Below are 14,590 nucleotides of genomic sequence, written 5' to 3'. Positions count from 1 at the left end.
TTGATGAATCCAGCCTTAGGATAGCTCATTCAATATATGCTCTACCAGTTGATCCAAGGGAACGGTAGCAAGCGCGATGGCAGTATCGGTAACCCCGTAATAGATGTAGAGCAGTCCGTCCTTGACCACATTTCCAGTTGGGAACACCACATTAGGAATTTGGTAACCAAACTTCTCATAATACGTTTCCGGTTCCATAATGAAGTTGTTCGTTCGGGCGATAACCTTTTCCGGGTTGTCCAGATCCAACAGCATTGCTCCTACGCGGTATATGATGTTCTCATCGACGCCGTGGTAGAGCACTAACCAGCCCTTATCCGTGCGTACCGGCGGCGTTGAGCCCCCGATCTTCCTCGATTCCCAGGTGGAATTTTCTGCCTTGGCTAGAAGTTTCGGCTCCTCCCAATGAATGAGGTCCTCAGAGTAGGTAATCCACATCGCCGCCGTTTCCGTTCCGTAAACTTCTCCCACATATTCCTCTGGACGACGCAGCAGCACATACTTGCCATTAATCTTCTCTGGGAACAAGATGTTGTCCCGGTCATTGATATCCAGTGGTGTCGTATCCGCTACGAACTCCCAATCTATCAGGTTGTCCGACTTCAGAATGGAAGAGCGGGTCAGCCAATGCCCTTCCTCTTCGCCCCAGCCATCCGGATACTTCGGAATTGAACGCTCTGGCACTCCGGCTCCTGTAGGATAGTAGTTCATGGCACACGGCCGTAGGGCATAGTTCAAGTAATATGTACCCTCAATTTTTACAATTCGGGGGTCCTGTACGCTTCCATAAGGGAAACCCAGCATATCTGGGGTCACAATCGGTTCGCTTTGAACATGTGTGAAATTCACACCGTCCTCACTTTCCAGCAGGCCTAGAACATTCTTGCACGGGGTTAGCGAACCTGCCGTGCGCTCAATCATATAGAACTTATCGTTATCTATAATAACCGCAGGGTTGAACACCGTGACTTTCCGCCACTCATAACCTCCTGGAACTACAATCGGATTGTTCGGATGTCTTGTGATCTTCATGAGTTACCTCCTGAGAATAATATTTATGGTTAATTTTGATCGTCTTGATCTCGTAGGGCTTAAAGGACAGTGTAATCGCTCCGTTGGTAGTTTCCAGCCGTCCATTCTCTGCCTCCAGCAAATTCACCGAGCTGACACGGATATCTGCTATCTTCCAATCCAGTGTAACCGTGCCCCTTCCGCCCGCAGATTCGTATAGTCTGACAATTGTCCCGCTACCATCCTCAGCGCCTTTAATCGTATCCAGCACAACATGCTCGCTCTGAAAGCCTAGCCAAGCGTAAGTACTCGGATGAATCCCTGGATGTGATTCCTCATAACAGGCCTGCAGTGGTTCATTCAGATCTGCAGCTTCCCTGACCACATGCGCCTTGCGCCAATCTTCGGCATGCGGGTACAAGGAATAAGTAAACAGATGCTCGCCGCGATCTGCCTCTTTGTCCGGCCAAGAGGGGGAACGCAGCAATGAAAGACGCATAATCCCATTATGGATATCGTATCCATATTTACAATCGTTTAAGAGGCTCACGCCATAGCCATCCTCCGACAGGTCAGCCCACCGGTGCCCACACACTTCAAACTGTGCCTGCTCCCAGCTAGTGTTCCTGTGCGTAGGTCTCTCCAGCGCTCCAAAGGGAATCTCATAAGTCGCCTTAGTCGCCAGCACATTTACTGGAAAAGCAACTTTGAGCAACTTGTGTTCTTCCTTCCAAACCACTTTTGTCTGAAAATCGACTCGGCGGCTAAATTTGGAGAGAATCACCTTCTGTTCAATGACAGAATCGTTAAGCTGCCAACGGAATTTCAGGATTACTAGAACCTGTCCATTTACGAGAATTTCCTTATCCAGCAGCTTCGCCTCTCCTGCTGGCTGCTGTTCAAAACGGGGGTCCAGATCCCACGCATCCCACAAGGTCGGAGTATCATGGAAAAATTGTAGCTTATTGGCGATCTGCCCCGCCTGAAGCAGCTCATGCTCAGCTTCTTTATCAAACCAGCGAATGATTTCACCATTTCCATTAAAATCGAGGATATAGTGAGGCGTCTCCCAACTATCCGGAAACGCCTCTGCTCTAGGCTCCACTCTACCTGTGTTCCCCGGTCCGTTACGCAGCCAGAATACGCGGCAGCCAAATGCCGGAATGCCCGAGACATGAACGGCTAAGTCGTACTGCACTCCTGCTTCATCGGGAATCCAGACATCACTGTCCAGCGGACCCTCATCATCGAAGGCTTGTACTGAAGCAAGACTGCTGTCTCCCTTAACATGCACAACACCCTCACGCTCCCAGCCAAAGCTATTAAACACTACATACGGCTGACCTTTTCCAGTGGTATTCATCTGTGTGGCCAATGCATTCATGGAGGTATTCAGCACTTGATGGCCTTGTTTGAAAACTTCTAGATATTGTGCCTTTGAGGTTTCGTACACTTCAGGTATCGAGGTCCCCGGAATAATGTCGTGGAACTGATTGAGCAGGATCAGCTTCCAGCCCTCCTGCAGCGCCGGCTCTGTCTGTTCGGTGCCGCCTTCAGGATCAGCCAACTGGCTCCAGATCTCGGCACTTCGGTACAATATTTCAGCTTTGCGGTTATTGCGCTTATTGTAGGCATGTGTCGTGAACGTTCCTCGATGAAGCTCTAGGTAAAGATCGCCATGCCACATGGGAAGCTCCGGCTGCCGCTTGCCGATTTCTGAGAAAAAGGCCTCTGCTGTAGAATACTTGCTTACAGGCTGTCCCACCATAAGCTCTGTTCGCCCGATATACTCCAGCATCTCATGCGTTACGCCTCCGCCACCATCGCCATGACCGTACAGCAGCATCAGCTCATCATGCTGATCTTTATTACCGTAGGACTGCCAGTGTTCATGAACATCCTTCGGATGTGTATGCTCATTCACCCCATGATTCTGATAGGCTACGATTGATGTTCCATCAATGCCTACCCAGTGAAACAGCGTGTGCGGGAACGTATTCGTATCATTCCAGCCCAGCTTAGTCGTCATGAAATAATCAACTCCCGCCTGCTTCAGCAGTTGGGGAAGGGAGGCGCAATAGCCAAATGTATCCGGCAGCCACTCAATCGTGGACATTTTGCCAAATTCTTTTTGGTAGAAGCCTTGTCCGTACAACATCTGCCTCACCAGCGATTCACCGCCCGGAATATTCAGATCAGGCTCCACCCACATTCCCCCGACCAGTTCCCATCTTCCTTCAGCCACCTTCGCCTTAATGCGTTGATATAGCTCAGGGTAATGCTCTTTGGCAAAGGCATAAAGCTGAGGCTGGCTTTGGGAATAGCGAAAATCCGGATACTTGTCCATCAATGCACATATAGTAGAGAAGGTTCGGCTTACTTTGCGTACGGTTTCCCTTACCGGCCACAGCCAGGCGATGTCAATATGCGACTGTCCCACCATATGCATCGTTCCATCAAGCTGCGCAGGCAGCCTGTGCGAAGACACGGCCTCCCGCAACCGGCTTTCCACCTCAGTGACTTTATTGCTCTGAGCCAGTCCTTCCGATTCCGTGTATAACGAATCCATGGCATGGTTAAGCGCCTGCATGATACGAATCCGACGCATATCTCCCTCAGGGAGAAGGACGGCTGCTTCAAGCACCACCTTTACCGTATGCAGCAAGCTGTATACCGGAAGGTTCACGCGCACCAGCGAGATGGACACACCCGCCATGGGAGGGTTGATTGTCGCCTGATGATTGAGCGCATCCTCAGGCTCAGGTATTGGATCATACAGCTCGATATCCAGGGCAAGCACCTTGCCGGGGGCACCCACAGGCAAAGAGATGAACCAGTGATTCTTATCCAGCCCGTGGTATGCTTCGCCGTCAATTCGGAGAAGGCCCTCTCCACCGCCCTTATACAGCAGTGCAGCCTCCTCCCCAGACCATTCCGCTGGAATTGAAATATCTTGATGCAGAAAATATGTCGTTCCATGACCTCCATCCAAGTGGGCCACTTTCTGGCTCTGCCACTTTTCGGTTTCATGCTCGTATAGTCCTGGAACCATATAACGGGACTTGCGAAGTGACCATTCCCCGATTTCTATATACTGTGTCCACTGCCCCTGCGCTAGCCAATCTATAAAGCGGTTTATACGCTTCATTCCGAATCCTTTCCGGTCTTAACACACAGAGGTGCTGTCAAATATTCTTCGGAATGAGGTCCAACCATAATTGTGAAATCACCATCTTCAACGATCCGTGAAAGATCCAAGGAGACGAATTCAAGCTGCTCTCTTCCTACGCTGAAAGAGACCTTTTTCGTCTCTCCCGGTTGGAGGCTGATTTTACGGAAACCCTTCAGTGATTTCTCAGGCCGGGTGAGTGACGCCGCCAAATCCGAAATGTACATTTGGACAACCTCAGCTCCAGGTACTCCGCTTGAATTGGTCACATCGACCGAAACAAGCGCTTCCCCGTCTGCATCGATAATTTTCGGTTCTACCTGCAAATTGCTATAATTAAATTCGCTATAGCTGAGCCCAAAACCAAATGGATATTCAGCATTGAAATCTGTTTCCAAATATCGTTTGCCTCTAGTCCGCCGCTTATAGTAATAAACCGGAAGCTGTCCTACATGCTTCGGAATGCTGATCGTCAGCCGCCCGGAAGGATTCACTTCACCAAACAGGATATCCGCTACCGCTTGTCCTCCTGCCTGTCCCGGATACCAGGCTTCCAGAATCGCATCTACGTGCTGTGTGATCCAAGGCTCCGCAATTGGGCGCCCATTGATGTAGACCACAATCACCTGTTTACCCAGCTTGCAGATTTCCTGAACGAGCTCCAACTGCGCACCCAGAAGGTTCAAGGTGGATCGGTCAATCCCCTCTCCGCACTCCATATCACTCCATGGGTGGTCAGTGACAACGGATGCCCCAGTCAGCAAATCTATAGACCCTTCGCCAAAATCACGTGCACTCGAGCCTCCAATCACCATAACAACGGCATCCGCTCGAGCGGCACAATCCAGAGCATAAGGGAAACCTTCTTTCGAGTCTCCTTTAATTCGGCAACCCGGTGCATACAGCACTTTGTCTGCATCTCCGCCAAGGGCGGTACGAATGCCATCCAACACCGTTACAATTGCCCCTTTGGGCTGAGGGGAGGTGTAGTCTCCCAACTGATTGTAAGGCGCATCTGCATTAGGACCAATAACAGCAATAGAACCGATATTTTTAGGCAAAGGAAGGGTTCCTGCCGAGTTCTTAAGCAAGATAATACTCTCATTAGCCAATTGTCTGGCCAGATCGCGGTGCTCCTTTTTCCCAATCACTTGCTGGGCTCGTTCAGGATCAACATAGGGCTGATCGAACAGTCCCAGGGTGAATTTCATGTCAAGAATTCTGGCAGCAGCGCGGTCCAGATCAGCTTCCTGCAGCAGCCCATTCCTTATGGCAGAAGACAGAAACTCCTCGAACATCTCTCCCGACATCTCCATATCTATTCCCGCCAAGAGTGCCTGTGCAACAGCGACTTCTCCACTGTCTGCTGTGTTATGCCCCTGTACCAGCATACCCAAAGCACCACAATCCGTAATGACAAACCCGTCAAATCCCCATTGTTCCCGGAGGATTTCCTGCAATAAATAACGATTGGTCGTACAGGGTACACCATCAATTTCATTGTAAGCGGTCATAATCGAGCGTGCCCCAGCCTCAACCGCTTTACGGAAGGGAAGAAGATCTACTTCATGAAGCTCTCTAAGCCCCATGTGCACTGCGGCGGAATTCCGCCCACCTTCTGAGCTGCCGTATGCGGCAAAATGCTTCAGCGTGGCCAGGATCACATCGTCTGCATCCAATCTCTCTCCCTGCAGGCCTTTGACAGCCTCGACTCCCATCGTCGCGATAAGATACGGATCTTCTCCAAAAGATTCCTCTGTCCGCCCCCACCTGGGATCACGCACCACATCCAACACCGGCGAGTACGTTGCAGCACCACCCTGACTACGGGTTTCGAGTGCGACCACGCGGCACATCTCCCGGTAAAGCTCAGGATTCCATGTACTGCCTACTGCCAGCGGAACAGGAAATACGGTAGCGCCGATGGCCATATGCCCATGTGAGCACTCCTCACCAAATAGAATAGGGATGCCTAGCCGGCTCTCCTTCATCGCATAAGCTTGAATGGTGTTGATGGCTGCAGCCCCTTCTTTGGGCGACAGTCCACTCTCCAGAGTGACACCCGTCCATGGATCGGCCCGCAAGGTGCCGTAGAGAGAGCCCACGCCGCCCCGGGCCATCTGATTCTTGAACACTTCCGTCATTTCGACGGTTCCATCGGCCCTCTTCTCAAAGCACTTCCAACCGAAAGGCTGGACTAGTTGTCCAGCCTTCTCTTCCAGAGTCATGCGCTGCAACAGATCATGAACCCGATCCGGTACAGGCAGATTCTTATTCTTATAATTCATTCAGGAGCACCTCTCTAATGTTATAGATATGGTTAACTGTTAGCTGGATTCCCAGCGGTCATAAGCATTCTGGTAGATTTCAGTTACACGTTCTCCGCCCATTTTCTTGAGCGTCTCCAGGTATTTGGCCCAGTTGGCAATCGGCTCTGCTCCGATAATAAATTTCGCTTCCATTTGTTTTACATAAGTGCTTAAGTCAGAGTTCAAACTATTGATTTCAGTCTGCTCTTCTCCGGTAAGAAACAAGACTGGAAAAGGAATTCTCGCGCCCTTATCAAGAAGTTTCTCTTTCGTTTCTTTTTCAACCCACAAATCAAAATCTGTCTTCAGACCTTTGTTGATATCATCCATGGATAGCGTAGGTGCAGGGATTCCATAGTTAGGTGTTAGTGTAGCCCGGTAGTCTTCCATTTCAACTCCGCCCGGAACAGGCAGATATTGCTTGATTCTAGCTGCTTCATCTGTATATTCCCAGAGCGTTCCTTCAGGGCCCTTATTGAAGAATAGAGCACCTTCGTAGGAATATAAATAGTCAACCCAGCGCATGGAAGCCTCCGGCTGCTTATTGCTTTTTGTAATAGCAAATGCTCCAGTTGTAATTCCTCTATTCTTAGATATTGCGGGTGCATCAACCATATCGCTTTTTACAGGGGCAAACATTGGATCTTCCATGGACGGCTCTCCACCTTTGGTCATATAAGCATGCCAATCCGAGAAAAGGGCCACCCGATTATTCTGCGCTTTGGCTTTTTTCTGCTCTGCTGTCTGTGAGAAACTCTCATGATCAAGCAGCTCCTCGGACCACAGACGGTTCATATAGATCAAATATTGCTTATAGCCTTCTTCCATCGCGGTATAATGCACCTTGTCCACATCATCTATATAGATCTCATCATCATAGATGCCGAAGGCTCCAAGAAGCCAGGTGCGAATATCTCTAAGGTTAGCGGCGGTGACCGTAACAGAGGAGATTGGAATTTCATCCGCGAGTCCGTTACCGTTCGGGTCCTCCTCTTTAACACGCTTTAGGTAGGTATATAATTCCTCAGTCGTTTCCGGAAGCTTGTCTATCTTCAATGCTTTCAGGAAATCCCCGTTGTACCACATCGGGTTGCGGTACCAGTGTTGGCTATATTCCACTACAGGCAAGGAATAAATATGTCCATCTGGTGCGGTAATGGATTTGCGGACATCAGGATTCTCCTCCATTAGAGCCTTGAAATTAGGGGCATATTCTTCAATGAGATCTTCAAGTGGAATCAAAATTCCCTGCTCTCCATAGTTCATCTGCTCTGCGGTAGTCAAACCTGAGGCATAAAAAACATCCGGGTATTCTCCGCTAGCGAAGACCAAATTCTTCTTAGTGTCAAAACTGTCTTTAGGTACATTCAGATATTTAAAAGAAATGCCTGTCTTCTTTTCCATCTGCTGAAGAACAGCCATATCCTCCCAGTTTTGAATCCCTACGTCAGGAGCCATTAGTGACAGCGTCACGGGTTTACTCACAATTGGGAAATCTTCCTTGCTTACGACGACATCTCCACTACTGGCTCCGTTTGTCTCTGCATTGTTGGACGTACCGCAGCCGGCCAGTAACGTCAAACTTATGGCTCCAGTCAACATCAGCTTCCAGGGTTTACTTCTTGTATGCATTGATAGTTCCTCCATTTCGATAATTAAATTGTATAATACCCTCGATACTATCCAGCACTTTGTTATCCCTTTACAGAGCCAATCATAACCCCTTGGACAAAATAACGTTGCAAGAAGGGATATACGGCAACAATCGGTAGCGTAGATACCACAATGACCCCGTATTTAATCAGTGAAGCTGTTTCAGCCTTGGAGTTCATGGCTATAGCTACCTCTCCGCTGATCGCAGCGCCCGTAGTTTCTGCCGACATTTCCTGAAGAACTAGAATTTGCCGCAATACCATCTGCAGTGGATACTTGCTCTCATCATTTAAATAGATCAAAGCCGGGAAATAGCTATTCCAGTGGCCTACCCCATAGAAAAGGGCCATAACGGCAACGATCGGTGCGGACAACGGTAAAATAATACGAATGAACAGCTTGAGATTTGTACAGCCATCCATATGCGCTGCTTCCTGAAGTTCCTTTGGAATCGTAGATTGAAAAAAGGTGCGGGCTACAACAATATTCCAGACGGAAGCGGCAACAGGTAGAATCAGTGCACCCATACTGTTAATAAGGCCCAGGTTCTTGATTAAGAGATAGCTGGGCACCAAGCCACCGCTAAAGAACATCGTAAATAAAATGAGACCCATGAACAATTGACGACCGACAAAATCGGAGCGGCTAAGCGCATAGGCTGCCGGCAAAGTAACAAAAAGATTCAGTGAGGTTCCGATTACTGTATAAATGATGGTGTTCAAATATCCATTCCATATCTTAGGATTTTCGAAGACGAGCTTGTAACCGTCCAATGTCACATTCTTGGGAAACAGCCACATGGCTCCTGAATTGACCGCTTGTGGATCACTAATCGATGCGCTGAGAATATAAATGAGCGGGTAGACTACAACAGTTAGTGCTAGGCACAAGTAAATGTAGGTGCTGACAAGAAACACCTTGTCCCCCCTGGATTCTTTCATAGCCGTAATCATTGATTTCAACTCCTTTCTACCAGAGGCTGTTCTCACTGGTGCGTTTGGCAATCTTATTCACAGTAACCAGCAGGATGACGTTTACGACTGAGTTGAACAAGCCGACAGCTGTTGAGAAGCTGTATTGAGCGTTCACCAGACCGGCTCGATACACATAGGTGGATATCACATCAGAGGCCTCCATATTGAGTGAATTCTGCAGAAGCAGAATTTTCTCGAAGCCTACGCCCAGAATATTACCCATGTTCAGAATCAACATGATCGTAATCGTGGGTATAATCGTCGGTAGATTAATATGTAACACCCGTTTGAAGCGGCTTGCTCCATCGACGATCGCAGCCTCATGTAGCTGAGGATCTACGCCCGATAGAGCCGCAAGATAAATAATGGTACCCCAGCCCGTGCTTTGCCAAACCCCTGAGAACACGTAGACTGTCTTGAACCAGGCAGGATCCGTAAGAAAAGCTGCAGGCTGCAATCCGAGCCCTTCGATCACCCGGACAATCATTCCGCTGGAAGGTGATAAAAAGGTAATGATCATCCCCGCCATAACGACTACAGAAATGAAATGCGGTGCATAAGTAACCGTCTGGACAGTCTTTTTGAAGGGTCCGTTGCGGACCTCATTAAAGGCCAGTGCCAGAATGATCGGCAAAGGAAATCCGATAGCCAGCTCATAGAAGCTGATGCTGAATGTATTCCAGAGCAGATCCCAGAAGTAATAGGAATTAAAAAATCGTTCAAAATGCTCCAAGCCAACCCATGGACTGCCTGCGATTCCTTTAGATGGAATAAAGTTCTTGAAAGCAATCTGAATGCCGTACATAGGTCCGTAATGAAATACGAAAAAGTACAGCATGGCCGGAACCATGAACAGGTAGAGCTCCCAGTTCTGTACAATCCTTTTGCCAAGGGAATTGTTATTTGAAGAATGACTTTCCGATACTCTAGTAAGTTGTCTCTTCCCCTTCATTCTCCCCCTCCTTTCTCCTTCGATTAGTGATTTCATTCGATATTTGCTAACGCTTACATCCCAAAGTGTAGACAACTAAACTTGACACCGTATATATGTAAGATCTGCACTGTCAAATAAACGCACGCTAAAGTCGCGGTAGAACAGCATTCTTCACTGCAATTATCGTCACCTCCCCAAGAAGTGCTTCTGCCGATAATGTGTGAATTATGAACTGCTCCACCCGCTGCAAAAGTTACATATTGTGATCGCAGTGGAGTTGTGCAAATATTTCTTACGAACGCTTGACTAAATAATCCACTGACGATAAGGAGGGTTTTGTGATGACGGGTAAAACCGCTCACCTGATTTCCCATAGCCATTGGGATCGGGAATGGTATATGCCTTACGAATATCATCATGTTCTGCTAACTGAGCTAATGAATGAACTTCTGGACACACTGGACAAAGATGAACGTTACCGTTCCTTTCATCTGGACGGACAGACTATTATTATTGATGACTATCTGCAGGTTCATCCGGAGAAAAGAGAAACCCTGGAGAAATTCATCCGCGAAGGGCGCATCATTATTGGCCCTTGGTATGTGCTGCAAGACGAATTCCTGACCAGTTCGGAGGCCAACGTTCGCAATCTGCTGATCGGCCACCAAGATGCTGCCCATTATGGAGTGATCTCCAAGCTTGGATATTTCCCTGATTCCTTCGGCAATATGGGACAGGCGCCCCAGATGCTTAAACAGGCCGATATTGATACCGCTGTATTTGGTCGCGGGGTGAAGCCGACAGGGTTTGACAATATGGTCGGTGAATCGACCAGTACTAGCTATGAATCGCCTTATTCTGAAATGTTCTGGACCTCGCCGGATGGGTCTACCGTAATCGGTCTGTTATTGGCCAACTGGTACAGCAACGGCAACGAGGTTCCTGTAGATCCGGAGGAAGCCAAGACTTACTGGAATAAACGCTTGGGTGATGCGGAGAAGTATGCGTCCACGTCGGAGCTGCTGTTCATGAATGGCTGTGATCATCAGCCGGTCCAAAAAAATCTTGGAGACGCTCTGGAGACAGCCAAATTGCTATTCCCGGATGTCCAATTTGTTCATTCCAACTTCGAGCAATATTTGGACGCCCTTAAGCAGAAGGTTCCTGCCGATTGGATTACTGTGAACGGTGAATTGCGCAGCCAGCATACGGACGGCTGGGGCACCCTGGTCAATACCGCTTCAGCCCGTGTCTACCTTAAGCAGTTGAATCAGCTTGGGCAGACCCTGCTTGAGAAAGGAGCCGAGCCTTTGGCCACGCTGGCTCACCTTGTCAGCGGCCGGCCCTATCCCCACCAGCTGTTAACTTACGCCTGGAAGATACTCATGCAGAACCATCCGCATGACAGTATTTGCGGCTGCAGCGTGGATGAGGTCCACCGCGAAATGGTGGGGCGCTTTGACAAGAGCAGACAAGTAACTGAAACGATTATTGAAGAAAGCTTAAAAGCAGTCGCTGGGCAAATCGAAACTTCTGCTGTAAAGGCTTGGGGAGAGACCGCTATACCCGTGGTCATCTTTAACATGACCGGCTGGGAGCGCAGCGGTGTAGTCTGCGTTGAGCTTATTGCCGCCAAACGCTATTTCAAGGAAGGTCCTAATCCTACAGCGATATTCGAACAACTCGAACAGCTGGATCTTCAGCTAGATTCAGGCCGACTCCTAGATGACAGCGGCCAGATCATTGCCGCGAAAGTGGAAGATTTGGGCAGCCATTTCGGATATGACCTGCCTAAGGATGAATTTCGTAAGCCCTACATGGCGCGTAAAATTCGCCTAACCTTTGAAGTAGGGCAAGTGCCTGCTCTGGGGTTCAAAACATTCGCCTGGAAAATTTCGTCCAGCCTGCCCGTGCAGCCTGCCGCGAGTTCTCTGACGGTCACGGAAACAGGGATGGCCAATGCCTTCATTGCCGTTCATATTAATGAAGATGGCTCCTACAATGTGACGGACAAGCACAGTGGCACAACCTTTGAAGGACTCGGAGTATACGAGGACTGCGGCGATCTCGGCAACGAATATGTATTTCGCCAGCCGGACAACGACGTTTCGCTGACTACCCGCGGCATGCCTGCTCAAATTTCTCGGGTCGAGGATGAACCCTACCGGATCACTTACGAAATCGTGCATGAGTGGGAAATCCCGGCTGCAGCCGATGCCTCGTTCGATGAAGAGAAGCGTAAAATGGTTTCCTTCCGAAAACGTAAGGCTGCACGAGCAACGGAACAATCACCGCTGCGAATGGTGACCAGAGTGAGCTTGGAGGCAAGTGCAAAAGGCATTCAAGTGTCTGCTACCTTCAACAACCAAGCCAAGGATCACCGTCTTCGCGTCCTATTCCCAACTGGTCTTACGGCCGCAACCCATCTGGCTGATTCTGTGTTTGAGGCAACAGAGCGCGATATTCATCCTGCGCCCGATTGGATCAATCCGAGCAATGCACAGCACCAGCATGCATTTGTTAGTGTATCTGACAGCAAACACGGTCTGACTGTGGCTAATAAAGGACTCAATGAATATGAAGTACTTCGCGACGGAATGAATACGATCGCCGTAACCCTGCTTCGCAGTGTATCGGAGTTAGGGGACTGGGGAGTGTTTCCAACTCCGGAAGCCCAGTGTCTGGGAGAACATACCGTAGAATTTGCAATCTATCCCCATGAAGGTGACGCTATTGAATCCTTAGCCTTTGCCTGGGCCTATCAATTTCAGACACCGTGGTTCAATATTCAGACGGACTGGCACAACGGTTCATTGCCTGCAACTTATCAGCCGCTGAAATGGCAGGGTGAATCCCTGGCCCTCTCCGCATTTAAAATGTCGCAGCAGCATGAGGATATCGTATTGCGGTGGTACAATCTGGCGCATAAGAGCGAGGAATTGAAGCTTGAGACTAACTTCCCGCTGGAATGCCTCTATTCAAGCGACATTTTGGAACGACAGCAGCAGCGAATTGAGCTTGCTGAAGTAGATAAACTTCACACCACTGTAGGTAAAGCTCAGATTATTACGTATGCGTTGAGCCCAGTTCAACAATCAATCAAAATGATATCAGGAGGAATTCCATTATGACCTTGCCACCATCCATCACTCAGTATCTGAATGAAGCAGACGAGCGGCTTGCCCATCATCCCAAACTACAGAAGCTGTTCAAAAACTGCTTCCCGAACACCCTTGAGACAACGACCAAACTACTGGATGATGGCACCACCTTCGTCTTTACCGGAGATATCCCGGCCATGTGGCTGCGTGATTCCACGGAGCAGGTCCGTCATTATATACCGTTTGCGAAGAATGATCCCGAGCTGCAGCGCATCCTACGCGGACTGATTGCCCGGCAGATGTTCTATGTCAACATTGACCCTTACACGAATGCTTTTAACGAAACTGCAAGTGATAAGCATTACAGAGACACTGACGACTGCAACTTGAATCCATGGATGTGGGAACGCAAATATGAGCTTGATTCACTCTGCTTTGTGGTACAGCTTGTCTATATGTACTGGAAAGAAGCGGAGCAGACGGACATGTTCGATGCCGCCTGCTATCAGGCGCTGACTTCCATCGTAAACGTCATCACAACCGAGCAAAAGCATATGGAGAAATCAGCATACCATTTTGTCCGCCAAACGGATAAGGATACGGAGACTTTACAGAATAACGGGCGCGGCATGCCGGTTAATTATACGGGCATGAGCTGGTCCGGCTTTCGTCCAAGCGATGATAGCTGCGAATTCGGATATAACATCCCTTCTAATATGTTCGCAGTCGTTATTTTGGGATACATTCAGGAGATCGCAAGCGAAATATACAAAGACGAAAGACTAGCGGCTCAAGCAGCTCAGCTACGCAAGGAAATTGACTTTGGCATCCGTACTTACGGCATTGTCAATCATCCAAAATACGGGAAAATATATGCCTATGAGACAGATGGCTACGGCAATTACTCTCTGATTGACGATGCAGGCACGCCAGGGCTGCTGTCTATCCCTTATATTGGTTATGTGGGTGTTGACGATCCGATCTACCAAAACACACGCCGATTTGCTCTGAGTATTGACAATCCCTTCTATTTTGAAGGAAAATATGCCCAAGGCATCGGCAGTCCGCATACACCAGGAGGTTACGTCTGGCATATGGCACTGTCCATGCAAGCTCTAACTGCAGACAATGATGAGGAAATACAAAAACTGATCGATATGCTGATTAATACGGATGCGGATACTGGTTATATGCACGAAGGTTTTCACCCGGACGATCCTTTCGATTTCTCACGGGAATGGTTTGCCTGGTCCAACAGTCTCTTCGCCACATTGGTCAGTAAGGCAATGGATAAAGAATTAGTATAGTGTGAAACCAAGGCGGCTAATCGCCCATGTCAGTAGTAGACATGGAGATTAGCCGCTTTTGTGTATTTAGACTTATCATGTTCAAGTAAATATGTTTATGCAGTGGATAAAAAGTGCTAGTTTCCGACAATT

At 48.7% G+C, this 14,590-nt stretch carries 8 protein-coding genes; 2 read left to right on the top strand and 6 right to left on the bottom strand.

Annotation, left to right across the window (positions count from 1 at the left end):
• Positions 1 to 15: 15 nt before the first annotated feature.
• From GJB61_RS15190 to GJB61_RS15165, 6 genes are all read right to left on the bottom strand, one after another.
• Positions 16 to 1,032 carry a glycoside hydrolase family 130 protein gene (locus GJB61_RS15190; protein WP_154119328.1) on the bottom strand — a complete coding sequence of 339 codons (1,017 nt, stop codon included), beginning with the start codon at positions 1,030 to 1,032 and terminating at the stop codon, positions 16 to 18.
• Positions 980 to 4,159 carry an alpha-mannosidase gene (locus GJB61_RS15185; RefSeq protein WP_154119327.1) on the bottom strand — a complete coding sequence of 1,060 codons (3,180 nt, stop codon included), beginning with the start codon at positions 4,157 to 4,159 and terminating at the stop codon, positions 980 to 982. Before GJB61_RS15185 ends, GJB61_RS15190 begins: the two co-directional genes overlap by 53 nt.
• A complete protein-coding gene (locus GJB61_RS15180; protein WP_154119326.1) occupies positions 4,156 to 6,468 on the bottom strand; it encodes a glycoside hydrolase family 3 N-terminal domain-containing protein in 2,313 nt (770 codons plus the stop codon). The genes GJB61_RS15185 and GJB61_RS15180 overlap by 4 nt, the downstream gene beginning before the upstream one ends.
• Before the next feature lie 39 nt (positions 6,469 to 6,507).
• The gene (locus tag GJB61_RS15175) at positions 6,508 to 8,121 is read right to left on the bottom strand and encodes an extracellular solute-binding protein (RefSeq protein ID WP_154119325.1); all 1,614 of its coding nucleotides are present in this window, start codon (positions 8,119 to 8,121) and stop codon (positions 6,508 to 6,510) included.
• 62 nt (positions 8,122 to 8,183) lie between these two features.
• Positions 8,184 to 9,095 carry a carbohydrate ABC transporter permease gene (locus tag GJB61_RS15170; protein WP_154119324.1) on the bottom strand — a complete coding sequence of 304 codons (912 nt, stop codon included), beginning with the start codon at positions 9,093 to 9,095 and terminating at the stop codon, positions 8,184 to 8,186.
• A gap of 16 nt (positions 9,096 to 9,111) precedes the next feature.
• Entirely contained in the window at positions 9,112 to 10,068 is a 957-nt protein-coding gene (locus GJB61_RS15165; protein ID WP_154119323.1) for an ABC transporter permease, read from the bottom strand.
• A gap of 323 nt (positions 10,069 to 10,391) precedes the next feature.
• On the opposite strand from GJB61_RS15165, the gene GJB61_RS15160 reads away from it, so the two are divergent.
• Both GJB61_RS15160 and GJB61_RS15155 read left to right on the top strand, forming a co-directional pair.
• Positions 10,392 to 13,181, top strand: a complete 2,790-nt coding sequence (locus GJB61_RS15160) for an alpha-mannosidase (RefSeq protein WP_154119322.1) — start codon at positions 10,392 to 10,394, stop codon at positions 13,179 to 13,181.
• Positions 13,178 to 14,458, top strand: a complete 1,281-nt coding sequence (locus tag GJB61_RS15155) for a glycoside hydrolase family 125 protein (RefSeq protein WP_154119321.1) — start codon at positions 13,178 to 13,180, stop codon at positions 14,456 to 14,458. The genes GJB61_RS15160 and GJB61_RS15155 overlap by 4 nt, the downstream gene beginning before the upstream one ends.
• Positions 14,459 to 14,590: the final 132 nt, after the last annotated feature.

This window comes from Paenibacillus monticola (assembly GCF_009664975.1).
Taxonomy (GTDB): Bacteria; Bacillota; Bacilli; order Paenibacillales; family Paenibacillaceae; genus Paenibacillus_AQ; species Paenibacillus_AQ monticola.
Note: the sequence above shows the minus strand (reverse complement) of the source record. Positions and strands in the feature narration are given on the sequence as shown.

Excerpts from the sequence above, each read along its gene's own strand:
- GJB61_RS15160 (WP_154119322.1), top strand. The coding sequence starts at position 10,392 with ATGACGGGTAAAACCGCTCACCTGATTTCCCATAGCCATTGGGATCGG.
- GJB61_RS15155 (WP_154119321.1), top strand. The coding sequence starts at position 13,178 with ATGACCTTGCCACCATCCATCACTCAGTATCTGAATGAAGCAGACGAG.
- GJB61_RS15170 (WP_154119324.1), bottom strand. The coding sequence starts at position 9,095 with ATGATTACGGCTATGAAAGAATCCAGGGGGGACAAGGTGTTTCTTGTC.
- GJB61_RS15185 (WP_154119327.1), bottom strand. The coding sequence starts at position 4,159 with ATGAAGCGTATAAACCGCTTTATAGATTGGCTAGCGCAGGGGCAGTGG.
- GJB61_RS15190 (WP_154119328.1), bottom strand. The coding sequence starts at position 1,032 with ATGAAGATCACAAGACATCCGAACAATCCGATTGTAGTTCCAGGAGGT.
- GJB61_RS15165 (WP_154119323.1), bottom strand. The coding sequence starts at position 10,068 with ATGAAGGGGAAGAGACAACTTACTAGAGTATCGGAAAGTCATTCTTCA.
- GJB61_RS15175 (WP_154119325.1), bottom strand. The coding sequence starts at position 8,121 with ATGCATACAAGAAGTAAACCCTGGAAGCTGATGTTGACTGGAGCCATA.
- GJB61_RS15180 (WP_154119326.1), bottom strand. The coding sequence starts at position 6,468 with ATGAATTATAAGAATAAGAATCTGCCTGTACCGGATCGGGTTCATGAT.